Here is a 24,968-nt window from a genome sequence, read left to right on the forward strand (position 1 = left end):
AGGCGGTCTCCGTTGAGGGGAAGGATGCACTCTTTTTGAGGGCTAGAGTGCATCCTCTATAGATTGGATACTGCCTTTATGAGGGTTCGGCAGTTTCCGTTGAGGGGAAGGATGCACTCTTTTTGAGGGCTAGAGTGCATCCTCTCATAGATTGGATACTGCCTTTATGAGGGTTCGGCAGTTTCCGTTGAGGGGAAGGATGCACTCTTTTTGAGGGCTAGAGTGCATCCTCTTATGGATTGGATACTGCCTTATGAGGGTTTGGCAGTTTCCGTTGAGGGGAAGGATGCACTCTTTTTGAGGGCTAGAGTGCATCTCCTCTTATAGATTGGATACTGCCTTTATGAGGGTTTGGCGGTATCCGTTGAGGGGAAGGATGCACTCTTTAAGGGCTGGAGTGCATCCTTTTCATGGATTGAATGTACTCTTTGGAGGCCAAAGTACATTCATAGGGAAAGGCATATTCCATAAGAAACAGAGATAACCAAAAGATTTGTTTTTATATTTTTATTGATAGGTTGCTGTATTTGCGAGGGCTATTCATTCTTTATTCTCAATATTTAAGATGATTATGTGATAAGGGTTGTTCGTCAATACAATCGTAAAAGACGCTGATGTATTTTTATAAAAATTGAGATATTTTTGTGCCTTTTTCTTGTTTTTTTTGTGTTTACACAAGATATGCACGGCTTTTCAACAGTTTGTTTTTTTAGCTTTGCTAAGGGCGATGGCGTTGGCTAAACACTTCAATTGTTTTAACTGCTTCAATACCGCCTTAAAAAACAGTGCTTTATAATATGACAAAATAAGTTGTATAACTTTTGATTCTTACGCGATGCTAGAAAAAGGGGAATGTTAGGAGAGATGTTGTCTATATTCTTAGTTTATCTCTTAAGTTAGGAAGATTAACATACTTTCCGAATCTATTTTTTATTCGGTTTAACGGTTAAAGAGCAATATCTGAATGGAATCACACTTGTCTCATGTTTTTATTCTCACGCTTTAGATTTTTTCTCATAGGGATTTTGTTTTTAATGGGGGATTTTGTTTTTTAATGGGAGTTTACGCGACTCACATAAAACAGAATGTTCTAAATAGAATATATTTGTGTTGCACATTTACCTACTTGTTTAAAAACATTATGTGATCTTATTATCACAATTATATTGGTGATTGGGGATATTGGTAAATCTGATAATGGAGAAATCTCTTGTGAAGTGGATAAGCCTTTCTTTAAATTCTCATAAGGAAAAGCCAGCACATTATCATACTATTCGCGCCTCATATGATGACAGCCTTTGGCTCTTGAGCGTGTTCATAAGAGGCATTTTGATTCTTTATCTTTGAAATCTTTGAAGTGCGTTATTTCATATGTCTTTCATGTTTGTAATGTGGAAAAGACAAGGTGTTGATTGATGCAACATGAAATAAATTTAAAATGAGAGAATCCCTATGATATCTGCGTCTCTTAATTTTATATGGATAACGGGTTTTAATATGGATAACGGGATATGATGATTATAAATCAATATGTTGTCGTGATACATCAACCTGTTGGGGGGCGATAAAGAAAGTTATCCAATAGTTAAGTCATTCTGTTATGCCGTAAAACACGGTCATTTGAGGTTTGGTGATATGAAGCAAGCTTCCTTGGATATGTTTTAAGTGTTTTTTTAAGGGCGTGGTGAATCTTTAAGACAGAGCAAGATTCTGTTGCGCCTTGAGTTTAGCGGAAAAACCTGAATAGAAGCCAAGAGGGAATGGCAAACCAAGAGGGAAGTGTATCCAAGCTGTTTGTAAATCAGATTGAGTTAAGAATCTGTGTTCTTTAAGAATGGAACGCAAGTCAATTTGACAAAAGAATGATCTATTTTGCGGGTAAACCTTATGGAGGAATTATCACAAAGCTCATAAGGAAGTGATTTAAGACAATACAGTCATAAAAAAGTACAGTTATAAAAAAAAGTCCTCCGTCGCAATCAGAGGACCAAAAAGCAGGAGAATTTTAACATTGACTCGCAGGACGTGTCAAAAAAGAATAAATTTAAAAGGCCGTACTAAATACAAAAAAATCATACTTAAAGAACCTACCATATTATGGTTAGCAGAGAATTGAAAAAATAGCAATATAAAAAATACTTTTTACAAAAAATTTTGTCATTTTGCATTAAAACGTAATACTTTTTTCAATTGAATATTTGTTTTAAGACTCGATATTAATTAAACTATATTTAAAAATATTATGATACATGCAAGCATCTTGATAATATTCTTCAATCAAAAACGAATTAAGAGCCCCTCATGATTATAGGACTGATATGGGGGAAGGCTTTTTGTTTTTAAGAGTGTGGGGTGTATCTTAAGTATGTGTGGGGGTGAAGTATTGTCCTTTTGGGTGTGGGGGGCAAGGTAATGGAAATAGGGGCGAGAGCTGCTCAATGCTTGAGCCCGTGTGGGGGAGGTTTCTTTAGAGGGGGCGGGGCAACATGGGAGGCCGCTTAAAATGGCGAGGGAGATTATTCAAAATGTTTATGGTTTGCATATCCCCAATGAAATGCGAGCAAGTCTAAACAATCTCGTAAATGATCGGCAAGGGAGTTTTGTTTGCGTTTTGAAGAACTTAATTCTTTGATCGCTTGTCCGTGGCCTATAACCCGCTCAAGAAGAGAATAGCCAAGAATACCCAGTTGAACTTTAATGGTTTTTAATTGATTGGAGGCTGCTATTTGACGTTCAATGGGCTGTGTGTACCCTTGGCTACAGGAAACCTTTTCACGGGTGTAGTCAAGGCTCATGTGAAGATCGGCTTGGCTTTGACGCCAGTAAAAATAAAAACGTTCTGCCGCTTTATATTGGGCTTTGCTGAGATGTCCTTTCGCATATAAAAGGGCAATGGGATGGCTTTGTGCATTGGCAATGGCATTGATAGTGCGCGGGTTGCTGGAACTTTCTCGATGATTGGGTTTAAAATAAGGATTACGCGTTTCTACAGGGATTTCTTGCGTCTTTAAATGACCAATGTGCTTTCCTTGATTTTGATGATCAAGCGGGCAGGTTTGCATGTTTTTTTTCTCTTGATGGCTCATAGCATCTCCTTAAAAATTTTAATTTTGATTCTTTCATGTTTATGCAAAGAAACGGGATTGTGCTGTTGTATGCTTGTTGAGGAATAGGTTTTTATATCTGCTTGTTGCGTGAGGGGACGTTTTTCAAAAGGGTGTGGGGTGGTGGTTTTCTTTTGCTGCTGTCATTTGTTTGTACGAGAGATTTATACGGGGGCGGGGATTTTGCGGGGGCTGTGCGAGGGATTTTGTGGGAGTGGTGTGTGTCGTTCTCTTTGTGGTTCTGCTTCTTTAAAGGATGGGGGTTTTGTTGCATGATGGGCATTCTTTCTGATTTTATTGCTGTGGGGGGGAGGATTGATGTCGCAGGATTTGGTTTTTTGCCATGGTTGATGTTTTTCTGCCTCTTGGGGGCTTTATTTCTATTTATGTGGGGAGGTATTTGAGGGATCATGAAAGGCAGAAATTTTTTTAAGAGGATGGGGTTTGGGGGGCGTTATTGGCGGGGATCTCATGTTGTTTATACGGTTGCTGAACGCATGGGGTGGCGCTGGCTTTGGTTCTTAATTCCGTGGGGGTATCCTTTTGGGTTTTGTCATTGGGCTGATTTATAGAGGTGTAAAGCATCTTGTTATGATTTGGCTTTAGAACCTTGAAAAGAGAGGGGTTTTGTCGCATGGTGGATTTTCCTTGAATGACTTGATGGGGGAGTGGCATGATGTTGCGCGGGCTTTTGTCTCTGAAGGGATTGGTGTTTAGCTGTATTGTAGCCTATGTCTCTGTGGCTGTTTATGTGGAAATGAAGGCTCTTGGGATGACGTGGGGCGTATTTTTACGAGCTGTGGCGTTTTATGGCATTCCCGGTATTTTCCTTATGTTGGGTTATGAAGTAATGCAGCGGCGTGGTGTAACGAAGGGTTTGTTCCTCAAGATGGTATTGTTGAGCTTCATTTTGGCTGCTGTCTCTGATTTTGTTTATGTGCAAGCCGAGCATTTTGGTTTGGCTCAGGTGTGGTTCTCAAACAAGTGGGTGTTTTATGTCCTTTTGGGCTTTGTCCTTGCTCTTATTTATAGAGGGGTAAGGCGTCTTGGGTTTAGGATTTCATTCTTTGAAAAGGATTGATCTTTTGCTGCATTTTTGGCATGGTCTCTGATTTTTGCTTATGAAGGAGCGGGGCGTATGGTGGTTGCGCGGGACATGTTTTTGAAGGGGCTGGCGTTTTTCTGCGTTGTTGGCATGGTCCTTGGTTTTGCTTATGAAGATGCGGGGCGACCGGCTATTACGTGGGAGGTGTTTTGGCAGGGGGTGGAGCTTTCTTGCATTGCTGGAGCGACCTTTTGTTTTATTGTTGTGGGAGCAAACAGTAGAACTGTATCGTGGGGCGTGTTTTTCAAGGCTGTGGTGTTTTGCACCATTGCTGTAGTGGTTCTTGGTTTTGCTTATAAGGGAGCGAAGCATTTTGATATATCGTGGGAATTTTTAGTGATAGGAGTGGTGTTTGTTGCATTGCTGGCGCTGTCCTTGGTTTTGCTTATGAGGGTGCGGGGTGTATGGTGGTTGCATGGGACATGTTTTTGAAGGGGCTGGCGTTTAGTGGCGTTGTTGGAGCTGTTGTTGGATTGGCGTATAACGGAGCCAAGCATATGGGGGCACTGGTTTGTGATCTCGAACAATGGGGTGTTTGTGAGCACTATTGGACTTGTTCCTTTTTTGTTTTGGAGGGGGTACGGTGAGTGCGTGTACTGTTGGGATGGTGCTTAAAAAAATGAGCATTTTTCTTTCCCACGGGCGTGATCTTTGATGTTCTTTCTGTGAGGGGTATTTGATGTCGAACAATGTGATGTTTTTGCTGTTGCCTTGGTTTTTCTGCTTTTTTGCTGTTGCCTTGATTTTTATTTATAAGGGAGCAAAGCGTCGCTCTGTTACAGGGTGGATGTTTTGGAGATGGGTGGTGCTTTATGGCGTTGTTGCCACCTACCTTGGTTTTGTTTATGTGGGCGTGGGCAGGCGCGCTGTTGATGGGGAGCTGCTCTTAAAGGGGGCGGTGTTTTCTTGCATTTTTGCAACTGTCCTTGGTTTGGTGCATCTGGGCGTCAAGAGTATGCCTGTTGCTTGGCAAGTGTTCTTAAAGGCAGTTATGTTTTGTTGCATGATGGGCTTTATCCTGTGGTTTGCTGCTGTGGGCGTCAGGGATATGGATAGCATAAGGGCGGTATTCTTAAAGGTTTTGCTCTTGTCTTTATTGTTAAAAGTGCTCTTGGGGTTCTTTATACGCGAGCAAAGTGATACGGTGCTACAGAGGTCGTTGCGTGCTTTGAATTTTGTGCTGTTTTCCTGCATTTTTGGTACTCTCCTTTTTTTTACTCGTCTGGGAGCAGAGAATCTAGGGTTGAGCTGGCTTTGGTTCTCGAATGAGAGGGTGTTTTTATTCATTTTTGGATTTACCCTTCCTTTTGTTTGTGAGGGAGCAAGGCGTGCGCGTGTTCTATGGGCTTGGTTCTTAAAGTAGGGTGTGTTTTTTTGTCTTATGGGTGTGATCTTTAATGGGCTTGCTGTGAGGGGTATGTGATGTCGAACGATTTGTTTTTTTTGCTGTTGTTGGTATTTTCCTACCTTTTTATTGTTGTCGTTATTAGTACTTATAAGGTTTCCAAGCGCTTCGATATTTCGTGGTGGCGGGCGGCGTTTTATTGTATTTTTGGTGTTTCCCTCTTTTTGAAGGAAGTGCTGTTTTAAGGCATTTTAGGAGTCGTCCTTTTTTTAGCTCTTTTGGGGATGGAGAATATGGACATACCATGGGGACTCCTGTCCTTGATGGGGATCGTGTTTGCTGCACTGTTGGAGTGGTTCTTGATTTTGCATATGAGGGGGCGGCGAGATGGGGTGGTGACGCGTTGTTTGTGGTTATTGAAGGGGGTGGTGTTTTGCGCCGTTGTTGGAGCGATCTTTTTTTGTTTCCGTCTGGGAGCAGAGAATCTAGGGTTGAGCAGGCTTTGGTTCGCGAAGGATTGGGTGTTTTTCATCATTTGTGGATTGATCCTTCCTGTTGTTTCTGTGGGAGCAAGGCGTGCGCGTTTGAAAGCGGAGGCGTTTTTAAAGAGAGTGGGGTTTATGGGGCATTACAGATAACGTCGAGGGAATGATTGTTCAAAAGAACAGCGATAGCGATAAGTTTGGGGATCAAACCAAAGCCCTATTTTGCCTTCAAAATCACCAGAACGTTGTTTGGCAATATTCATAATGACACCTGGGCGTTTGGCTAAATCTGCTTTTTCTTGTGCGAGAGAGGCGGCAAAGATTTTATCTTCCAACGACCGATTGCGCCAAATGGTGATGATGTTAAAGGCATTGGCACCAATTTCTGAGGCGCCTTTAATGTCTTCTGTGCTGGGGATATCTTTATCCAGACCGCCTTTGCGGGCATGGGCGACAAGGTGGATGTGCACACTGTTTAAAACAGCCCAATCAACCATTTTATAAACGGCTTGTTCTTGTCTTGCATAATCATCAGAGGCAATGCCAAGCCGCATCAAACTGTCGATGATAAATTGATCGCAGCCATAGCGCGCACGACAATAGTCAAAGACTTCAAGCAAGGTGTCAACGCTTGATTTGCCAACATGTTCATAAAGAATAAGCCCTTCGTCTAAAAAATGAAGAATCCGTTCAATCGTCTCTTTTGTAGGCTGTTCTAAGCCGCCCGTTTGTTTGGTTAAACGGCGAAGCGATTGTTCTCCTTTCATTTCTAGAGACGCTAAGCAAAGGCGACTCTTTTGTGCAATCCAATGGGGAATACAATCTGATAATAATTGGCTTTTACCTGCACCACTCGCACCGCTCCAGAGCGTTAATTCTGCTGGGCGGAAATGCAATTTGTCCTTCAGTTTAGGATAGGGAACCGTATAACCAAGATGTTTTTCAGGCTCTGGCCAAAAAAGCCCAATCACTTGATCTTTATAGTCTGAGGCGCGCCGTAAACCTTCTGGTGCAAAGCTTTGTGCTGAGGAAAAGGCGGCTTTTATGGTGGCTTTATCGATCCCTGCGGTTAAACAGTCATTGGCATCTTTAAGGGGTAAACGGACACGGTAGCAACGGTGGCGTCCAAGCCTGCTGGCAATCTCACGGGCTGCTTCTTCTCCGGGCGGATCCATATCGGTGGCTAAAAAAATCGTTTCAAAAGATTCTAAATGATCAAATTCATTTTCAATCCAGTTGTGTTTTCCTCCACTGCCTCCTCCAAAGGGAACAGAAACCGCCGGATATCCATAGGCGGCTAAGGATAGCGCATCAATTTCTCCTTCAGTGATAACAATGGTACGGTTTGTTGAAGAAAGAATGGGAAATGGCGCCTGTTGGGGGGTGTGTGTGGGTGCCTGTTGGTGTGTGTGTGTGGAGGTGGGGTTGGTTGAGGCGGTGTTTTGGGATGCCTTTGTGGAGGTGGGGTTGATTGAGGTGGTGTTTTGGGGCGCCTGCGTGGAGGTGGGGTTGGTTGAGGCGGTGTTTTGGGATGCCTGCGTGGAGGCGGGGTTGGTTGAGGGTACCTGTTGGGATGTGTGTTGGAATACTTGCTGAGGTGTGTGCTGGGTCGCCTGCTGGGATGTGTGCGTGGAGGCGGGGTTGGTTGAGGCGGTGTTTTGGGATGCCTGTGTAGAGGCGGGGTTGGTTGAGGTGGGGTTGATTGAGGGTACCTGCTGAGGTGTGTGTTGGAATACCTGCTGAGGTGTGTGTTGGGTTACCTGCTGGGATGTGTGCGGGGATGCCTGCGTGGAGGTGAGGTTAGTTGAGGCGGTGTTTTGGAATGCCTGTGTGGAGGTGGGGTTGGTTGAGGGTACCTGCTGAGGTGTGTGTTGGGGTGCCTGCTGGGGCGCCTGCGTGGAGGTGAGGTTAGTTGAGGCAGTGTTTTGGGGCGCTTGTGTGGAGGCGTGGTTGGTTGAGGGTACCTGCTGAGGTGTGTGTTGGGATGCCTGCTGAGGTGTGTGTTGGAATACTTGCTGAGGTGTGTGCTGGGTTGCCTGTTGGGATGTGTGCGTGGGCGCCTGCGTGGAGGGGTGGTTAGTTGAGGGTACCTGCTGGGCGGTGTTTTGGGGTACCTGCTGAGGTGCGTGTTGGGTTACCTGTTGGGATGTGTGCAGGGATGCCTTTGTGGAGGCGGGGTTGATTGTGGCGGTGTTTTGGGGTGCCTGCTGGGATGTGTGCGTGGAGGGGTGGTTTGTGGGGTAAAGGGCTTGCCAACCAAATAAAATCGGTTCACATTGGGAGGCTGTTGGTTTTGTTTTTGCTCCCGTTTGTGCAAGCCGTTCTTTGACTAAAGCAAGGGTGCCGTCGGGTTTATAAAAGGGGAAAATGATTTTTTTGCCATTTTCTCCTATGCGGTAACGCTTTATAATTTCTAGAGGAATGCGGCGTTCTTCGTGGAGATAGGTTTTTACAAGATTCTGCGGGCTCTGCCCTGTAGGGACCGGTGGACGGCGATAGGAACGATGGGGCGCCATAAAGGGTTTGGGGCGTGTCAGATTGAGAGTCGCGCGTGCTTCTTCTAAGGCTTGAGAAAGACTAATGCCTTTGACTTCACACCAAAGGTCTAAAAGATCTCCTCCAGTGCTTTCTGCAAAATCATACCAAAGTCCTGCTTTACTACCACTCAAGCAAATCGATAAACTTTGACCAGCTTCACCACGTGTGTTGCCTACAATCCAATTGTTGCCTCGTTTGTGCCCTTGGGGAAGAAGCATTTCTGCTATTCTATCTGCTTGTGAGATAAGTTTTTGTTTGATTTCAAAAATTGTGCTCATGGTCATTCGTGATATTATTTTCGTTTTTCTCAAGATGTGAGAAGTGAGGACTCTGTTTTTGCTGTTCTCACCGTTTGATCTGATCGTAAAGTCTCGTGGTGCTATGGGGCTTGCCAGTTTACTTGAGAGCTTCTTTGCCGCTCTTTTTTTGCCAATAGTCGCGAAACTTCTTGGCTTGCCAATGGGCTTGGCTCTCACTCAAACCTTTCTGAAATGGCTGTGTTAATGTTTGTTTGCCAAGAGCATGGGAAGTGGCGCCTTGGGAAAAGGAGGAAGGTGGAAAGGAGGAAGGGGTTGAAAGAAGGTGGGGTGGATATGTCTGTGAGGGTGTGGTGCATGTTGGAGTGTCCTGTTGGGGGGGTGGGGCATGAGTTGGGGTGCCTGTGTGGGAGGGGGAGTGCCAAAGAGTTTGCTTTTCATTGAAGGTTTTTGAAGCTGCTCTGTTGATGTCTGCTTGCCAAGAGCATGGGAAGTGGCGCCTTGGGAAAAGGAGGAAGGTGGAAAGGAGGAAGGGGGTGAAAGAAGGGCGGGGTGGATATGCCTGAGGGGGTGGTGCATGCTGGAGTCCTGGTGTATTGGGGTGCATGTTGGGGTGTGTATGTTGGGGTGCCTGTGAGGGTCTTTTGCGTGGGGAAAACGCTTTTGTGATGAGAGAAAAATGGTCGATGTTGACTCGTTTTACGGTGTGAATCGCCTATCCAAATGTTGTTTTGCCGCCTTTTGTTTTGTTCTGTGTTGTTTTGTCCGATGCTGTTGTGGTTTTGAAGCATTTTTGTCCCCGCGCTTGCTTGAAAAATACGTTGTTTGTGTGATGTCAAAAATTGTCGTTATAGTTGATCAAACTGCGGTAAAGCGTGTCGTTGTTCTCAGAGGTAAAAGATGAGGAGCCTCCCTGTTTTTGCTGTTCTTGCCGTTCGATCTCACGGCGAAACCAGTTGCGCCATGTGGCTTGCCAGTCTACTTTGAGAGCTTCTTTGCCGCCTTTGGCTTGCCAATAGTCGCGAAACTTCTTTTCTTGCCAATGGGCTTGGCTTTCACTCAAGCCTTCTGAAACTGCCGCCTTGATGTCTGCTTGCCAATGCTCAGGAAGACGATGCCCTTTGGCAACTGAGGTTGTGGTTTTTTTGTTGGAAGAAGGAGGGATGGAGGCAGGAAGATTGCTGGGGGGAAGAGTGGTGGCGGATTTTGTTTTTTCCCCCGTGACAATTTGCGCGATAGGGGCGGGAGTGAACTCGTCTTGGGGAGCTTTTAAAGGGGAGGCGTTTTTTTGCTCCGCTTCTGCTTGGGCAGGCAAAGGGAGAAGTGAATCAAGAGCCGGTGAGGGGGATGGATGATCGCTTTGTTCAAAGTTCTCTTCGCAGGAAAAACAAGGTTCTGTCTCATCAAACAAAATTTTCTTTTCTAAAACACCGTAAGGTGTTTCCTTTTCTTCTGCCTTTTGAGCTTTTGAGTTTTGTGCAACATCTTTTGGACTTTCGTTAAGCAGTTGTTGCATCTCTGCATTGATTTTCTTGCGTTTTTTTGCCGAAGAACGACCCGCAAAGGATTTTTGTTCAAGCAATTTTTCACGCTCTTGAAAAACATTTTCGCAACGCTTGTTCCATAATCCATTGGCTAAATTTAAAATCTTACCCTCTTGGATGAGCATCTCTAAAACATTAACAAAAGTTCGCTTGTCACAACCACAAAGACGCGCTAAACGTTCTTTCGATATTTCTAAAGGTCGGCCACGGGCATACATTTCATTGAGAAGAATCGTATAGATTCCAATTTCGTGTGCGCGCATCCCACGTACACCTCCTAGAAAGTCATTTTGATACCAACAAACATATGGAAGCCTAGACGATTCATAATGAGGAGTTTCTTGTTGATTAGCGTGTTTCATACTGCAATCTACTTTCTTCTTTTTTATACATTTTTATTGATGATAAAAGCTCAAATAAGGATTTAACTTGTGTTGCTTTTGGCTCTGTTCGATGATGACTAGAGGCTTCTTTACGACGCTTATAAATGATTGGCTGTGCTTGAAGCGCATGCAAACTTACGATTTAAGATTGCGGTGATGGAAAAAATAAAGAATACCACACATTCTCAACGTACTTGCTTTTGGGCAGAAGCTTTGGAGGTGGTCTTTTATATCCGGTAGGGTGGTTAAAGTGTTTTTATGATCTAAAAATAAAAAAAATTTCCCCCGAAAAAGTAAAATTTGTTTCCTTAATTTTATCCTTTTTAGGGGATAATGCAAGCCCGTTTTATAAAAAGGACGTGTTTTTTTAAAAAGACGCGCTATATGGTGAAATTATGAATATCGATGGTTGGCGTCAAAGATTAAGAATCGCTTTGGAAAAAAGTGGGCGGTCAAAAAGATCTATCTCCCTCGCTGCCGGTAAAGGCGCGGGGTACCTTCATTCTATTCTTTCTGAAGGAAAAGAACCAACAATCGAATCTCTCTCGCGAATTTGTCACGAAATTAATATCAGTATGAATTATATTCTTTACGGGAAAGGGGCTAGCCCTGAAGATAAAGAATTTATAGAGCTTATTTCGAAACTCTCTCCGCAAGAGAGACAGGCGATTTTGACTCTTTTGCGGCGACCAATTGACGAAGCTTCAAAATAACTTCCTTCTGTGCTTTTGAGTCAAGGCGACTCCAGTGTTTTATTAATATTATGTCACTCATTTTATCTCTCCTGTGTGTTTATAATTGCAATTTTGTAAGAACAAATAGAGAACAACAAAGGGGCATGAGAGGAACAAAGAATAATAGATTTTTCTTTACATATGTCATTTGAACCCCGTAGATATTTAAAATATATCTTTTATGAAGGATAAAATGGTTGACATCTCTCCTATAGAGGATATAAGACTAACGCTATATTTAGTCTTGTCAAGACAAGGCTATGCTTTATCAACTATCTAAAGGGGGAAATCATGAAAAATATTTCATTCGTTAAAGAGGATGAAATCATTGTCGTTTTATGCGAAGAGGAAAATCCTTGTACTTATGAAGGACCAATCGACGAAATCGAAGAAGTGCTCGAACTGATTGAAGAATGTGAAACTGTTTATAGAGTTTTACGACTCGATCTGACAACTTCTCATGCTGAAGATATTACGGAACAAATCGCTGATTTTTATGTCGAAAATCATGAAATAAATGAAGAAAATACACAATTGCAGCCCTTCATTTTGAATAGTGAAGCTTATCATGCTTGTTTAAATGAAAGAGCGGCTTGCGATTATGAAGATAATCTCTATGGCTCTTATGAAAAACAGCATCGTTTACGCCCATGTGATGTCTTGACAGATTATTGGTGGTAAACATGCCAAGTTATCTCAAGACTTCGTATCAAGGGATTCCACTTTATTATGCTGGAAATATGCGGAATTTAATCAGACTCGAACCACAAAAACACAACGCTATACTTTTTATATCGCAAGAGGTGGCTCAGTCTATGGCAAAAAAATTGGAGGAAGAATATTGCCGCCATGATTTTTCCGTCGTGCAGTAGCAGGGTTGAAAAAAGAAGCCGCAATGATGGGCCCAAGTGTTTTTTCATTGCGGTGACAATGGTGCACATTATGCTTTCGTTCTTGGGGGGGGGACGACTTGGGGGTGGAGAGCTTTGGGGGGGGGGGTAGCCGATATGGAAAGGAGGGTATGAAGAAAAGAGCCCTATATATGGGGAATTGCGGACGCTTGTGTGTGGGGAAGTTGCCGGCTGGTTCATTGGGGGATAAGACAATGGGGGGGCAGGTCGTCATCCAGTGACTTGGAGTGACACGGAAAGCATGCTGGAGAACAAAAATGAAGGCTTAGGGGGAAGATAAGCAGCAGTACAGACAGGTTCCAACCTATAAAAAGGCACGTTCAAGGGGGAAAAGAGCCGGTTTTTGTGTTTTTGCGGCACGCAAGTAGGGAGCTTGGAATGATACGTAAAGCATGCTGGAAAATGGAAGGAGGTGTTTGACGGGAGAGGTCGTTAAAGCTTGTTTAGACATATTGGGACACGTGGGGGGCTTTGGGGTGCTTTTGTGTTGAGTGCTGGGAGAGCGCCGCAATGATGGGCCCAAGTGTTTTTTCATTGCGGTGACAATGGTGTGCGTTATGCTTTCGTTCTTGGGGGAGACGACTTGGGGGGGCTTAGCTGATATGGAAAAGGAGGGGATGAGAAACTTGTGGGGAGGAGGGATGTTGGGGGGAAGCTTGTTGGGGAAAATGTTGGTGGTTGGCTGGTTAAGAGGGAGAACGAGTGGGGGGAGAGGAGAGCTTGAAGCGTATGTAAGGCATATGCTGGAGGGGAGATATGAGGTGTGGAAAAGGGGCAGCCGTACAAGCGTTGAGGAGATGTCAATCTTTAAAAAAAGTTCCGTGTAGGGGGAAGGAGTAGAGTGTTGGAGGAGGGGGGAAAGTAGAGGGCTTGGAGCGCAGGGAGTGCAAAGAGCTTGGATATGAATGTGAAAGCATGTTGGGAAATGAGGGAAGGTGTTTGAGAGGGAAGAAGAGGAAGGCGCTATGGGAGCGCGGTTCTGACCGTTTTTGTATTGAGCCTTAGGGGGCAATGATGGGCGAGAGGTTTTTTTATCGGGGAGAAAATATCACGCGTTATGCTTTCGTCTAGGGAGGGCGCCGCTTGGGAGGGGCTTAGCTGATATGGAAAAGGAGGGGATGAGAAACTTGTGGGGAGGGGGATGTTGAGGGGGCGTTTCCAAAAGCTTTTGTGATTTCAGCAGCACAATATTTAAGGATGCTGTCATTCTTAGTGGGGAATGCATCTTAAAAGATATGAATGTTTCAAAGAGAATATGTTGCAAAAAAGCACCTTAAAGAAGGGGAGAAATACTATGCCAATCATTATCGATTGTATTCAAGGAACAGAAGAATGGCAGCAAGCGCGTAATGGTTTGATTACGGCTTCTTTGTTTGAGATGGTTATGGCACGAACAAAACAAGGGCAAAAAACGTCACGCTATCAGAGTGTGATGATGAAATTGGCGGGAGAAAGAATTACAGGAAAAACTGTTGATGAAGGGGCAACACTTTCTATGCGACGTGGGACAGAATTAGAACCAATCGCACGACAGCTTTATGGGAAACTGACACATACAGAACCTGAATGTATTGGCTTTGTTTTGGCAGATGACCGCAGACAAGGATTTTCCCCCGATGCTTTTGTGGGAAAAAATGGCTTATTAGAAATTAAAACAAAAAAACCTGAAATTTTGATCCCTCATTTCATGCAAAAGAGCTTTCCAGCAGAACATAAAGCACAATGTCAAGGGGGATTATGGATTTCTCAACGCGAATGGGTGGATTTAATGCTCTATTGGCCGGATATGCCTCCTTTGATTAAACGGGCTTATCGTGATGAAGCATATATTTGCAAGCTTGAAAATGAAATTAGCCGTTTTAATGAGGCTTTGGAGAAGATGGTACAGCAAATTAAATCGGTTGAGACAGGTTTTCATATAAGAACAGAAATTGCTTTGAAGGAGGGAGAAAGCGGGGAGTTTGGAGCGCATGCAAGACGTATGCTGGAGGGCAAAACAAGAATGAGGCGGGCAAGAAAGGGATCTTGTGTAGCGTTGAGGAGAGGCAAAGTTCTATAAAAAGGAAAGAGCAGAGGGGGAAAAGAGCAAAGCATATGTTGGAAGAGGGTGCTAAATAAGGGGGCGCAAAGAGTGCAGGGAGCACAAAGAGCTTGGTCATGAATGTGAAAGCATGGTGGGAAAATGGGGAAAGAAAGGGTGCTTGGAGCGCATGCAAGGCGGCGCGGTATGCTGGAGGGGAAAACGAGAATGGGGAGGTAAGGCTAAGTGTTCAGAGGTATGGAGGCTGTGATTTTGGGTGCTTTTGTGGTGAGTGTTGGGGGGGGAGCCGCAATGAAAGGGCTGAGTTGCTTTTTCATTGTGGTGACAATGGTGTACGTTATGCTTTCGTTCTTGGGGGGAGAGAGCTTTGCGGGGGCTTGGGGGATTTTCTTAGCCGATATGGAAAAGGGGGAGATACGCGGCTTTGGGAAGAGAAATGTTGGAGCGGGATGAGGAGGAAATGGTGGGGATGAAGGGGGCAGGTCGTTATCCTGTGACTTGGAGTGACACGAAAGCATGCTGGAGAACAAAAATGAGGTTTAGGGGGAAGGGAAGCAGCAGTACAGACAGGTTCCAACCTATAAAAAGGCACGTTCAAGGAGGAAAAGAGCTGGTTTTTGTGTTGGAGGAGGGTGCAAGCAAAGAGCGCAAAGAGTGCAGGGAGCACAAAGAGCTTGGTCATGAATGTGAAAGCATGGTGGGAAAATGGGGAAAGAAAGGGTGCTTGGAGCGCATGCAAGGCGGCGCGGTATGCTGGAGGGGAAAACGAGAATGGGGAGGTAAGGCTAAGTGTTCAGAGGTATGGAGGCTGTGATTTTGGGTGCTTTTGTGGTGAGTGTTGGGGGGGGAGCCGCAATGAAAGGGCTGAGTTGCTTTTTCATTGTGGTGACAATGGTGTACGTTATGCTTTCGTTCTTGGGGGGGAGAGAGCTTTGCGGGGGCTTGGGGGATTTTTTTTAGCCGATATGGGAAAAGGATGTAGGGGCATGAGAAAAAGTCTGTGTGGAGTCAAGTGGGCTTGTTGGGGAAAAGATTGGGGGCAGGTTGTGGAAAAAAATAGAGGGGTGGAGGAAACGGGAGAATAAGAAAAGAACGGATAGAGACATTATAATCTCTATGTTTTTCTACACTACCTTGTTATAGAAAATCAAAAATTACCACACCTTGTGAATTCACTGTGGGACTGATCTTAAAGCTCTTCAGATTTTACAAAAATAACTATCAATAGAATATGAAGGGAACGGCAATAACAGCTAAGGCGGTCATTATTGCAAATAAAAACGCTGGAATCTTTAACCTAAATCACCAAAGTATGTTAATCGGAAGAGACATTTATAGATCACTCTGTTTCATTAAGTTCCTCTAATCAAAATACCGAAATATAATAATGGTACCGCCAATATATATTACGAAAAATAGTATTAGAGCAATGACAAAGACAGCTATTTTTTTTAAAGGTGATATTAACACTAAACCTATATTATCTCGGCTTTTATTACTTTCAGAAGCCTTGTCATTATCTTTAAAAGTTTCATGATAGAACTGATTGTAAGCAGCTCTCTTTTGAGGATCTTTAAGAACTTCATAGGCTTCACAAATTTTTCTGAATTTTTGTTCTGCTTCGGTACTAGAATTATGATCAGGGTGGTATTGCAGAGCTAATTTACGAAAAGCAGATTTTATCTGTTTATCGTTGCATGCGTAGCTTACACCAAGAATTCCATAATAATCGTCTTCATTTACTATCATTAAATACAGCTACTTTGTGTATTGCTCTTATTTTATAAGATCGTTTAATTGATCTCTTTTGAATGTATCGACATGTGTTATTTTTATGTTAGAAATATGTGCAAAAACATGTTTAATGAAAATGGCTATAGTGATTATACTGTATCTAGATGAGAGGAGATACAGTTCAAAACGCTTAAAAATGCAGGGTGTTTTTAATATCTTAGAAATATTTTTTACAAAAATAGATTAAAAGAGAGACGATAAATCAAATGTAAAAGGGACGGCAATAATAGCCAAGGTTGTCATTATTGTAAATAAACAGGCAGAAACCTTAAATCTAAAACGCCAAAGTAAACTTATGGGAACAGACATTATCGTTGTTATTACGAATGCTACGATAAACCATTGCAGGAATAAGTTCATTATATTAATTTCATTATTAAGACGATTTTGTTTTAGTTCTTCCTCTCAAAACACAATCGATAATAGAAAAGCCATAATAAACAGGAAATTTTCCACCTGGACAAGCGCTAACAGAAAATTGTTCAAGCTCTAACCATTCTCTTTCGCGTTCTTTTTCTAATAGCTTCTTTTTTATTTTCTGTCTTATATATTCTTTTGAAATACAATTGATCGGAGAAGTACTTCCAACAAAAAGACCATCTGTTGTACATCCACTCGTTGTATGATGCGTAAATAAAACAGCGCTTATTACGATAGCGAAGAAAATAAAGTGTTTAAACATAAGGTATTTATTGTCGTTTGTTTCTGATGAGCTTTTATAAGTCATTTCTGTTGAATAAATCAATATGTGTTATTTTGTGTTGGTAAAATACAACAAATTGTATGATAACGTTACTGTACTTTGGCACTCTGTATCTAAAGATGGCGATAGATAGTTCAAAGTGCTTGAAAATAAAAGATATCCTTTGAGAAGCACTTTTCATAAAGTTATGGAATGAATAGATCAAAGTTTATGGTAATTTTGTATATTCTATGATAACTTTGTATAAGATCTCAATTTCATGATCAAGTTTCTCAAGTTCTTTCTTGTTTTTAACTATACGCTCTTGATATGTCTCTATGTGTTTCATAAGGTTTGAGAGATGTGTATGCTTATGAGAGTGTTTTGCTTCATTCACATGTCGCATTGCATCTATTTCTAATTCTATAAGGGTGCACAGAGTATTAAATACATGATGTCGTTTTTTGATTATATTCTGCCATTTTTTTATTATATTGACATGTTTTTCATAGAGCGGTTGCGATAACTGCTGCTTGTTTTCCAAAAAAATGTTTTTTCTATCCAGAGAATTTGGTAGAATTTTTCTTCCCACCAGCGACTTCCATTAACAAGGAAAATGCGGAAGAATCTCTCTCTTTCTGTAATTTCTTTTGAAGAGAACACTTCATTCGAATGAGTATATCCCTTTGAAGAATAAAAAAGATGCGTTGTTAAAAGAGCGATAATTAAGACGCTTCTCAATAAAGACTGTTTAATTAACATTGTTTTTTATACCTTCTTTGTGCCTGATTATAGTCATTGTGAGGGGGGCTTAATGGTTCTTTAGAAGTATTTTGAAAGGCATTTTATGATCCGTTTAAAGATTTTTTAAATACTGCTTCCATTTTTCAAAAGTGCTATATCTTACGGGCGGTTTTACATTTTCTTTGGGCATCATGGCAAGGTATACCTCTCTAGCCATAACGCACATTGTTGCTGTGTTTCTAAAACGAGTGAGTTCATTGCCTATTATGAGCAGCTCTGTCTGGAGAGTTTGTTCTTTTCGACTAATGCCATTAGGGGAATCCAAAAATTTTTCTGCGTACGCAAACATTGGATCATCAAAGTTTGTTTCAAACTTTGCTTTGAGGAAAATATTTTCTATATAATCCCAATTTTTCCTGTATTTCATCCCGTTAGCTTTAAAATCCTTCAGTCTTGTTGGTAAGTCGTTAAAGGTAAGTGTGGGCATCGTTTTATCACCTTGCCATAAATCAAAAAAACGTCCACAAAAAACAAGCAATATGTGATAATGTTTAAAAATATTGAATTCTGGAGGATTACTGGGCAATGTTATTAAATGCCTCCAAAATTGACTTTTGTCATGGGGTATGTCTACAGTCCATTCCATATACGCTTTTAAATATTCTACCTCTTTTTTTGCTTTTTCTAATTTCTGAGAATATGCTAAAGGAGTGTAATTTTCATGGACATATTTTTGGTAAAGCCTATCGTATTCAGCAAGGTCGCTTACTTGAGTACAACCCAATAATATGAATACAGAAAAAAACGTTATAAATATTATGACGTACGTTCTGAATAATAATTTCATCATTTTAACTTTTAATGATTATCATGAATATTTAATTGATTTCTGTTAAATAAATCAATATGTGTTATTTTTGTGTTGAAAATATACGTAAAAACGTATTTAATAAAAATGGTTATAGTGATCATAATGTGTCTAAATAAAGGTGTGGTACTGGCTAAAACCCCGCATATGTGGGGTTTTAGCTTATTGGAGGAGATATGACAGCAGAAAATATGCAGAATATATAAGGGGATCTGTAGACAAAATGGTTGTCCTAGGGTGGGGAGAGTAGGCAATATCCAAAATACTCCAAATGAAATATACTTGTTGTTGTACATTCACGCACTTGTTTTAATAAAGATATCTCGCTCTAAGCTCATTTCACAGCCATTTTATGCCGGCGTTCATAAATTTCATACTGCCGCTTGTGAATAATATCGTGAGGGGTATAACGGTCAAGCCCCGTAGATTATAAACCCCAGAGGTTATAAAACCCTGTAGATTATAAACATTGCGCACCCTATCTTACTTTATGAAAAAGTAAGTTGGTATTATTGGGGCCCGTTGCCAAAATTGCGGCATGGGCTGTAGCTCTTGAGACGATTCATAATCTCGTTTACTGGGAGGCTTCTTACGAAGAGATATGCTTTTCTTGGAAAGTTTCTCGCCATACGGATCTTTCTGCTTGTGAAGTGTAAGCGAAGAGGGGTGATTAATTTCAATAGAACAGAGGGAGAGAGCTTTTCGCTCTTGGGGCTCTTATGCAAGACGAATAACGCTATCCGTATCAATCAAAGTATTCGTATAAAAAAGATGCGTGTTGAAAGAGGGATGGCTTAGAACACGTGGAAAATCATAGTGTATAAAATTGGTAATGAGGGATCTTCTTTGAAACCGCGGGCTATCAATTTTCTGGTATATGGGATGTCTGGTATATGGGATTTTTGCCATATGGGAGCGTGGGGTGGCTTCTTGAAAGCTTCACTGTGGAGGGGTATCACTGTTTGTTTTTTTTCTTTTGGTAAGGGGTGGGGAGAATGGGAAAGGCGTTGAGAGGAGGTTCTGGAAATGGCTCTGTTAGATTTGTTGTAAATGACGAATAGGATCGATGAAGCTTATTCTAATTTTTACAGGGAATACTTGTGTTGCTTGAGGTGGGTAGAGAGGCTGGAAAGATAAGATTATTCGTTTTGGGGCGGATAAAGGTATCAATGGGATATGTTCAAACAATGAGTTTATAATAATTCATTATTGAGATTTAATTTGAATTTCAATGAGAGCCCGAAATAGTGTGAGATGTTCTTATTTCAACCCTTCTTATTCAGACGCTCTTATATTGAATCAAGTAAAATCGTTTGTTTGCATATTACAAACAGGGTGAGCTTGTGGGGAAAAATATTCAAGAAATAAAATATTGAAAAAATAAAAATGCCTATACCGTCTCAAGTGCTAAGAGCTGTTGCAACAGTGAGGCTTGGTAAAGAGAAGGATAGGGCAAATCTTACAGAAATGAAAGAGAGGGGAGGCAAGGAAAGGGGAGGCAAGGAAAGGGGTGGGGGGATATTCTTTGGGGGCGGTCAATTTCAAAAGCCGTTCGTAAGGCATTTTAGAGATTAAGCGTGGCATTGAGGCTCTTGATTTTGAAGCTACTGATTTTGAGGCTATTGAAGCGCATGGTTTAAAGGATGGAGGATTTGATGAAGCCGATGAAGGTTGGGGAAAAGATTTAGGCTTATAGGGAAGACTTATAAGGGCAAAAAGAGAGAGGCAAAAGAAGAATAAAATGGTGCTGCGAGAGAGGATTGAACTCTCGACCTCTCCCTTACCAAGGGAGTGCTCTACCACTGAGCTACCGCAGCCCTTTTCAATCTTTGCGCTGTCTTGTGCCATATTGTCAGAAAATAGGCAAGAGAACATTTGTATATTCTTGCAAGAAAACGTATCTTATGTCATGACATATGTTTCTTATATGCTTAAATATCTAAGGTTATGAGTTGCTTGGATAGAAGCTCAACACTGTTTAAAAGGTTGCGCAATGACACAAATGCATCAAAAACAAAAACAAAATGAAATTAATCATCAAGATGAAAAAGCAAAACGACGTCAAGAAAGATTGGCACAACAATTGCGTCAAAACCTGAAACGTCGAAAAGAGCAAAGCCGAAAAAGAGCACAACCAGAGCTCTAAAATGCAAAAAAATGTTTTTTAGTAAATTTTTGCAACCAAACTTCTCAATAATTTGTTCTCATAGTTAGAATGCGTTCTAAAACGATTAATAAAGCATAACTTCCCGAAGGGGGACAATCCTTTGGAAGGGCAGGCACAAAGGAAAAGAGGGAAAACACGATGGATTCTATTCAAATTGTTGGGGGAAAAAAACTTCAAGGAACAATTCCTATATCTGGGGCAAAAAATGCTGCATTGCCTCTTATGATTGCGGCGCTGCTTACAGAAGAAACGCTCACTTTAGAAAATATTCCGCATCTGGCCGATGTTGAATTGCTTATTCGTATTCTCAATAATCATGGTGTTGGATATGCCGTTGATGGACAAGAGTTTAACGATGAATGTGTGAATTCAAGAACAATTCATTTTACGGCGCAAAAAATAGCCACAACACGGGCACCATACGAACTGGTGAAAAAAATGCGTGCAAGCTTTTGGGTTATCGGACCACTGCTTGCACGATGCGCAGAGGCTTATGTTTCGCTTCCTGGAGGATGCGCTATTGGAACAAGACCTGTCGATTTTATCCTTGAGGGACTTAAAACTTTAGGCGCACAGATTACTATCGAAAATGGATATGTTCATGCAAAAGCGCTAAAGGGGTTAAAAGGTGCTCACTATCGTTTCCCTAAAGTCACTGTTGGTGGAACCCATGTGCTGCTGATGGCGGCGACAATGGCAAAGGGAACAACCACTCTTGAGAATGCAGCTTGTGAGCCAGAAGTGACAAACCTTATTCGAACCCTGAATGCTATGGGGGCTCAAATAACCGGTGAAGGAACAACAACGCTTACAATTGAAGGGGTTAAAAAACTCAACGGTGCTAGAGTACGCGTTATTGCTGATCGAATCGAAGCGGGAACATATGCAATGGCTGTTGCTATGACGGGAGGAGATGTCTTTCTTAAAAATGCAAATCCTAATCATCTCACAAAGGTGCTTAAGGTGCTCCAAAAAACAGGACTCGAGATTCAAATAGAACCTCAAGGAATTCATATTAAGCGAAATCCAAAGAACACCAAAATTATGCCCGTTGATATTAAAACAGGACCTTATCCTGCTTTTCCAACTGATCTCCAAGCGCAATTCATGGCGCTCATGACACGGGCTGAAGGAATCGCGCATATTACAGAGACGGTTTTCGAAAATCGTTTTATGCATGTTCAAGAACTCAATCGCTTAGGAGCACAGATAAAGCTTGATGGGCAGACGGCAACTGTCTATGGAACAGAGAATTTGCAAGGGGCTCCTGTCATGGCGACGGATTTGCGTGCTTCTGTTTCTCTTGTGATTGCAGCATTGGCAGCAAAGGGAGAAACAATCGTCAATCGTGTTTATCATCTTGATCGTGGATTTGAGAGATTAGAAGAAAAATTGGCTCGTTGTGGCGCAAAAATCCAACGTATCACAGTGTAAAGCTTTCAAAGATATGCTCCAAAGAATGGCTTTGAGAGGTTGCTTGGGGGGTGGCTGTTGTGTGGGCGGCATGCTTTCATGACACGGGGTTGAGGGAAGCGCGCATATTACAGAGACGGTTTTCGAAAATCGTTTTATGCATGTTCAAGAACTCAATCGCTTGAGGGCGCAAATAAAGCTTGATGGGCGAGAGGGTAACTATCTCATGGAACAGAGAATTTGCAAGGGGGGACTCATCATGGCGACGGATTTGCGTGCTTGTTGTTTCTCTTGTGATTGCAGCCCTCTTACTCTTGTTACATTGGCAGCAAAGGGAGAAACAATCGTCAATCGTGTTTATCATCTTGATCGTGGATTTGAGAGATTAGAAGAAAAATTGGCTCGTTGTGGCGCAAAAATCCAACGTATCACAGTGTAAAGCTTTCAAAGTGTAAACCTGTTAAAGATATGCTGAATGCTTTGCGCTGTGGTTGAGGGGGGCGATTGCTTGGGGGCGTTTTAACACAATGTTTGCTTGTTGGGAGGGGCTGGGCTTGGCTGGTGCATTTTTAATGGTTTACTCTCTTGCTTGTGGAATTTTGGAGCCGTACATTCTTGATGATTTTCTCAATAGTTCTTTCAAATCTCCATCTTTCAAGGGTATGGCTTTTGTGGCTGCTGTTTTCTTTTCGGAATGGTTTTTCTTTCGTGTAAAGTTTTGCTTCTCTCACTCTTGAGGAGGCTCGTGATTATTGTCTAAGTTTTGTTCATGGCGCTCATGACGCGGGGTGCATGACACGGGCTGAAGGAATCGCGCATATTACAGAGACGGTTTTCGAAAATCGTTTTATGCATGTTCAAGAACTCAATCGCTTGAGGGCGCAAATAAAGCTTGATGGGCGAGAGGGTAACTATCTCATGGAACAGAGAATTTGCAAGGGGGGACTCATCATGGCGACGGATTTGCGTGCTTGTTGTTTCTCTTGTGATTGCAGCCCTCTTACTCTTGTTACATTGGCAGCAAAGGGAGAAACAATCGTCAATCGTGTTTATCATCTTGATCGTGGATTTGAGAGATTAGAAGAAAAATTGGCTCGTTGTGGCGCAAAAATCCAACGTATCACAGTGTAAATCTGTAAGATGTCTCTCAAAAATGGCTTTGGGAGGGGGTGATATGTTGTTAGGTGTGCTTTTGGGAGGCTTGATCTCAAAAATAAAGGGTTGTTAATTCTCTCAATAAACGTGGGTTTTATCTCATGGTTTTTACGAGCGAGCATAAAAGTTTGAGAGGCGGGGGTGGAGCTCATAAAATAAAGACTGTTTTTAAATTTTATTGCTAATTTCATGAAATTGCTTTATACCTTAAAGGGTAACTTTGGTCGTCTACGCAACGACCAAGAGGGATTCAAAAACCCCTAAAATCCGAGCGTAAAATGAACCTACTCTTGTGGGTGTCCCGGGATTCCGGGAGTTTTTGCTATGTCCAGGTGCGCTCTAGCACTAAAAGCAAAAAAGCTGACTCGGATTCAGTGTTTTTGACTCCCGGAATACCAATGCGAGGGCGCTCGCAACCGGCAGGGGAGCTTGAAGTGAAAGCTAAAAATCCACACTTTAACGATATTTCGATAGGCAGAAAAATTCGCTTTAAAAGAACAATGCTGGGAATGTCGCAAAAGAAATTAGGTAGTCAGTTAGGTGTGACTTTTCAACAAATCCAAAAATATGAAAAAGGCTCTAATCGTATAGGAGCTGGGCGTTTACAAGAAATTGCTGATATTCTCAATGTTCCCATTTCTTTTTTCTACTCCGATCTCTCGACAAAAGAAAATGCCTTGTATTGCTGTGATGAAGGGATCGCAAGTAAAGAAGAGCACATCCTTTTGAAAAGTTTTAGAGAGCTCAAACCTCAAAAACAGAAAGCAATTTTGTGTTTGATTGTCTCATGAGATAAAAACACTGTTTTAAATTTTATTGCTGGTCTCCAGAAATTATTTTATGAACAAGCACCAGGGTTCTCGTCGTACAGTGTGGTTGAATGGTGAAACCCAAAGCCTGAAAATCCAAGATGAAACATTGGCCTGCTTTATAAGTATCGCGAGATTCTGGGAGTTTTTGCTATGTCCAGGTGCGATGAGCACTAAAAGCAAAAAAGCTGACTGAACTCAGTGTTTTTGACTCCCGGAATACGCATAAGAGGCGCTCGCAACCGGCAGGGGAGCTTGACGTGCAAACTAAAAATCCACACTTTAACGATATTTCGATAGGCAGAAAAATTCGCTTTAAAAGAGCAATGCTGGGAATGCCGCAAAAGAAATTAGGTAGCCAGTTAGGTGTGACTTTTCAACAAATCCAAAAATATGAAAAAGGCTCTAATCGTATAGGAGCGGGGCGTTTACAAGAAATTGCTGATATTCTCAATGTTCCCATTTCTTTTTTCTACTCCGATCTCTCAACAAAAGAAAATGTCTTGTATTGCTGTGATGATGAGATCTCAAGCAAAGAAGAGCACATCCTTTTGAAAAGTTTTAGAGAGCTCAAACCTAAAAAGCAGAAAGCAATTTTAAGATTAAATTTTCGTTAGAATCAAAAAAAGATTAAAGAGGCTCTTGCTAAATAATAAATTATTATATAAAGCTTTTTCTAGAGAAGGGGGTTAACATTTCTCCTCCCCCCCCCCCCGCAGAAATGTCCAAATAAAACCTCCTTCTCATCGTTTTAAAAATCACGAAAAATTTTATCTTTTATCCTTTATTTTTTTTTTAAAAGAGTGACTTATTTGTGCTAGAAAAGTTGCTGTATTAGGCAAATTGGAGGGTGGGGTGTTTTTAGTAGGGATTTGGGAAGGGCTGGAAA

Annotated in this window: 27 protein-coding genes, 1 tRNA gene and 3 pseudogenes; 22 read left to right on the plus strand and 9 right to left on the minus strand. The window is 41.9% G+C overall.

The window, feature by feature from the left end; genetic code table 11:
- Positions 1–2,516: 2,516 nt before the first annotated feature.
- Positions 2,517–3,086, minus strand: a complete 570-nt coding sequence (locus tag ACFIM6_RS03250; protein ID WP_375611634.1) for a hypothetical protein — start codon at positions 3,084–3,086, stop codon at positions 2,517–2,519.
- Between the two features lie 290 nt (positions 3,087–3,376).
- Between ACFIM6_RS03250 and ACFIM6_RS03255 the strand changes: the two genes are divergently transcribed.
- The 7 genes from ACFIM6_RS03255 to ACFIM6_RS03285 all read left to right on the plus strand — a co-directional run bounded on the left by ACFIM6_RS03255 (position 3,377) and on the right by ACFIM6_RS03285 (position 6,206).
- Positions 3,377–3,508, plus strand: coding sequence for a hypothetical protein (locus tag ACFIM6_RS03255; RefSeq protein WP_375611635.1), 132 nt, complete (start codon positions 3,377–3,379; stop codon positions 3,506–3,508).
- 6 nt (positions 3,509–3,514) lie between these two features.
- Positions 3,515–3,676, plus strand: a complete 162-nt coding sequence (locus ACFIM6_RS03260) for a hypothetical protein (RefSeq protein WP_375607069.1) — start codon at positions 3,515–3,517, stop codon at positions 3,674–3,676.
- Positions 3,677–3,777: 101 nt separating this feature from the next.
- Positions 3,778–4,185 (plus strand): hypothetical protein, encoded by a 408-nt coding sequence (locus ACFIM6_RS03265; RefSeq protein ID WP_375611636.1) that lies wholly within the window; start codon positions 3,778–3,780, stop codon positions 4,183–4,185.
- Between the two features lie 15 nt (positions 4,186–4,200).
- On the plus strand, positions 4,201–4,641 hold the full coding sequence (locus tag ACFIM6_RS03270; protein WP_375611637.1) for a hypothetical protein: 441 nt from the start codon (positions 4,201–4,203) through the stop codon (positions 4,639–4,641).
- The gene (locus ACFIM6_RS03275; protein ID WP_375611638.1) at positions 4,632–4,796 is read left to right on the plus strand and encodes a hypothetical protein; all 165 of its coding nucleotides are present in this window, start codon (positions 4,632–4,634) and stop codon (positions 4,794–4,796) included. The genes ACFIM6_RS03270 and ACFIM6_RS03275 overlap by 10 nt, the downstream gene beginning before the upstream one ends.
- 92 nt (positions 4,797–4,888) lie before the next feature.
- Positions 4,889–5,572 (plus strand): hypothetical protein, encoded by a 684-nt coding sequence (locus ACFIM6_RS03280; protein ID WP_375611639.1) that lies wholly within the window; start codon positions 4,889–4,891, stop codon positions 5,570–5,572.
- A 286-nt stretch (positions 5,573–5,858) separates the two neighbouring features.
- On the plus strand, positions 5,859–6,206 hold the full coding sequence (locus tag ACFIM6_RS03285; protein WP_375611640.1) for a hypothetical protein: 348 nt from the start codon (positions 5,859–5,861) through the stop codon (positions 6,204–6,206).
- On the opposite strand, the gene ACFIM6_RS03290 is transcribed toward ACFIM6_RS03285, so the two are convergent.
- The 3 genes from ACFIM6_RS03290 to ACFIM6_RS03300 all read right to left on the minus strand — a co-directional run bounded on the left by ACFIM6_RS03290 (position 6,183) and on the right by ACFIM6_RS03300 (position 10,740).
- Positions 6,183–8,855, minus strand: coding sequence for a toprim domain-containing protein (locus ACFIM6_RS03290; RefSeq protein ID WP_375611641.1), 2,673 nt, complete (start codon positions 8,853–8,855; stop codon positions 6,183–6,185). The two genes, ACFIM6_RS03285 and ACFIM6_RS03290, sit on opposite strands and share 24 nt — an antisense overlap.
- Positions 8,856–8,973: 118 nt before the next feature.
- Positions 8,974–9,441: a hypothetical protein gene (locus ACFIM6_RS03295; RefSeq protein WP_375611642.1), complete on the minus strand. Its 468-nt coding sequence runs from the start codon at positions 9,439–9,441 to the stop codon at positions 8,974–8,976.
- A gap of 228 nt (positions 9,442–9,669) precedes the next feature.
- On the minus strand, positions 9,670–10,740 hold the full coding sequence (locus ACFIM6_RS03300; RefSeq protein WP_375611643.1) for a DUF1376 domain-containing protein: 1,071 nt from the start codon (positions 10,738–10,740) through the stop codon (positions 9,670–9,672).
- A gap of 416 nt (positions 10,741–11,156) precedes the next feature.
- Between ACFIM6_RS03300 and ACFIM6_RS03305 the strand changes: the two genes are divergently transcribed.
- From ACFIM6_RS03305 to ACFIM6_RS03335, 7 genes are all read left to right on the plus strand, one after another.
- The gene (locus tag ACFIM6_RS03305; RefSeq protein ID WP_273790852.1) at positions 11,157–11,474 is read left to right on the plus strand and encodes an XRE family transcriptional regulator; all 318 of its coding nucleotides are present in this window, start codon (positions 11,157–11,159) and stop codon (positions 11,472–11,474) included.
- A 312-nt stretch (positions 11,475–11,786) separates the two neighbouring features.
- Positions 11,787–12,176 carry a hypothetical protein gene (locus tag ACFIM6_RS03310; RefSeq protein ID WP_375611644.1) on the plus strand — a complete coding sequence of 130 codons (390 nt, stop codon included), beginning with the start codon at positions 11,787–11,789 and terminating at the stop codon, positions 12,174–12,176.
- 2 nt (positions 12,177–12,178) lie between these two features.
- The gene (locus ACFIM6_RS03315; RefSeq protein ID WP_273790850.1) at positions 12,179–12,367 is read left to right on the plus strand and encodes a hypothetical protein; all 189 of its coding nucleotides are present in this window, start codon (positions 12,179–12,181) and stop codon (positions 12,365–12,367) included.
- Positions 12,368–12,963: 596 nt separating this feature from the next.
- Complete coding sequence (locus tag ACFIM6_RS03320; RefSeq protein ID WP_375611645.1) at positions 12,964–13,233, plus strand: hypothetical protein; 270 nt, start codon at positions 12,964–12,966, stop codon at positions 13,231–13,233.
- A gap of 467 nt (positions 13,234–13,700) precedes the next feature.
- The gene (locus ACFIM6_RS03325) at positions 13,701–14,465 is read left to right on the plus strand and encodes a lambda exonuclease family protein (RefSeq protein ID WP_375611646.1); all 765 of its coding nucleotides are present in this window, start codon (positions 13,701–13,703) and stop codon (positions 14,463–14,465) included.
- Positions 14,466–14,563: 98 nt separating this feature from the next.
- Positions 14,564–14,920 carry a hypothetical protein gene (locus ACFIM6_RS03330; RefSeq protein ID WP_375611647.1) on the plus strand — a complete coding sequence of 119 codons (357 nt, stop codon included), beginning with the start codon at positions 14,564–14,566 and terminating at the stop codon, positions 14,918–14,920.
- A gap of 207 nt (positions 14,921–15,127) precedes the next feature.
- Positions 15,128–15,532 (plus strand): hypothetical protein, encoded by a 405-nt coding sequence (locus tag ACFIM6_RS03335; protein WP_375611648.1) that lies wholly within the window; start codon positions 15,128–15,130, stop codon positions 15,530–15,532.
- 424 nt (positions 15,533–15,956) lie between these two features.
- On the opposite strand, the pseudogene ACFIM6_RS03340 reads toward ACFIM6_RS03335, so the two are convergent.
- The 4 genes and pseudogenes from ACFIM6_RS03340 to ACFIM6_RS03355 form a co-directional block, all read right to left on the minus strand.
- Positions 15,957–16,196, minus strand: a pseudogene (locus tag ACFIM6_RS03340) (DnaJ domain-containing protein); the annotation flags it as partial.
- 421 nt (positions 16,197–16,617) lie between these two features.
- Positions 16,618–16,923, minus strand: coding sequence for a hypothetical protein (locus tag ACFIM6_RS03345; protein ID WP_375611649.1), 306 nt, complete (start codon positions 16,921–16,923; stop codon positions 16,618–16,620).
- 229 nt (positions 16,924–17,152) lie between these two features.
- Positions 17,153–17,515 carry a hypothetical protein gene (locus ACFIM6_RS03350; RefSeq protein WP_375611650.1) on the minus strand — a complete coding sequence of 121 codons (363 nt, stop codon included), beginning with the start codon at positions 17,513–17,515 and terminating at the stop codon, positions 17,153–17,155.
- A gap of 264 nt (positions 17,516–17,779) precedes the next feature.
- Positions 17,780–18,517 (minus strand): hypothetical protein, encoded by a 738-nt coding sequence (locus tag ACFIM6_RS03355; RefSeq protein WP_375611651.1) that lies wholly within the window; start codon positions 18,515–18,517, stop codon positions 17,780–17,782.
- A 521-nt stretch (positions 18,518–19,038) separates the two neighbouring features.
- On the opposite strand from ACFIM6_RS03355, the gene ACFIM6_RS03360 reads away from it, so the two are divergent.
- Together ACFIM6_RS03360 and ACFIM6_RS03365 are read left to right on the plus strand one after the other, a co-directional pair.
- A complete protein-coding gene (locus ACFIM6_RS03360; protein WP_375611652.1) occupies positions 19,039–19,191 on the plus strand; it encodes a hypothetical protein in 153 nt (50 codons plus the stop codon).
- Between the two features lie 730 nt (positions 19,192–19,921).
- Positions 19,922–20,110 carry a hypothetical protein gene (locus ACFIM6_RS03365; protein WP_375611653.1) on the plus strand — a complete coding sequence of 63 codons (189 nt, stop codon included), beginning with the start codon at positions 19,922–19,924 and terminating at the stop codon, positions 20,108–20,110.
- Positions 20,111–20,277: 167 nt separating this feature from the next.
- Here ACFIM6_RS03365 and ACFIM6_RS03370 read toward each other — a convergent pair.
- Positions 20,278–20,352: transfer RNA gene (locus ACFIM6_RS03370), tRNA-Thr, on the minus strand.
- A gap of 176 nt (positions 20,353–20,528) precedes the next feature.
- Here ACFIM6_RS03370 and ACFIM6_RS03375 point away from each other — a divergent pair.
- The 6 genes and pseudogenes from ACFIM6_RS03375 to ACFIM6_RS03400 all read left to right on the plus strand — a co-directional run bounded on the left by ACFIM6_RS03375 (position 20,529) and on the right by ACFIM6_RS03400 (position 24,696).
- A complete protein-coding gene (locus tag ACFIM6_RS03375; protein WP_375607050.1) occupies positions 20,529–20,681 on the plus strand; it encodes a hypothetical protein in 153 nt (50 codons plus the stop codon).
- Between the two features lie 159 nt (positions 20,682–20,840).
- Positions 20,841–22,136 (plus strand): UDP-N-acetylglucosamine 1-carboxyvinyltransferase, encoded by a 1,296-nt coding sequence (gene murA, locus ACFIM6_RS03380; protein WP_375611654.1) that lies wholly within the window; start codon positions 20,841–20,843, stop codon positions 22,134–22,136.
- A gap of 91 nt (positions 22,137–22,227) precedes the next feature.
- A pseudogene (locus ACFIM6_RS03385) lies at positions 22,228–22,554 on the plus strand (UDP-N-acetylglucosamine 1-carboxyvinyltransferase); the annotation flags it as partial.
- Between the two features lie 353 nt (positions 22,555–22,907).
- A pseudogene (locus tag ACFIM6_RS03390) lies at positions 22,908–23,246 on the plus strand (UDP-N-acetylglucosamine 1-carboxyvinyltransferase); the annotation flags it as partial.
- A gap of 458 nt (positions 23,247–23,704) precedes the next feature.
- Positions 23,705–24,061, plus strand: coding sequence for a helix-turn-helix domain-containing protein (locus tag ACFIM6_RS03395; RefSeq protein ID WP_375611655.1), 357 nt, complete (start codon positions 23,705–23,707; stop codon positions 24,059–24,061).
- A gap of 278 nt (positions 24,062–24,339) precedes the next feature.
- Positions 24,340–24,696, plus strand: coding sequence for a helix-turn-helix domain-containing protein (locus ACFIM6_RS03400; RefSeq protein WP_375611656.1), 357 nt, complete (start codon positions 24,340–24,342; stop codon positions 24,694–24,696).
- Positions 24,697–24,968 lie beyond the last annotated feature (272 nt).

Origin of the sequence: Bartonella sp. AA9NXGY (genome assembly GCF_042196845.1) — a bacterium.
Classification (GTDB): domain Bacteria; phylum Pseudomonadota; class Alphaproteobacteria; order Rhizobiales; family Rhizobiaceae; genus Bartonella.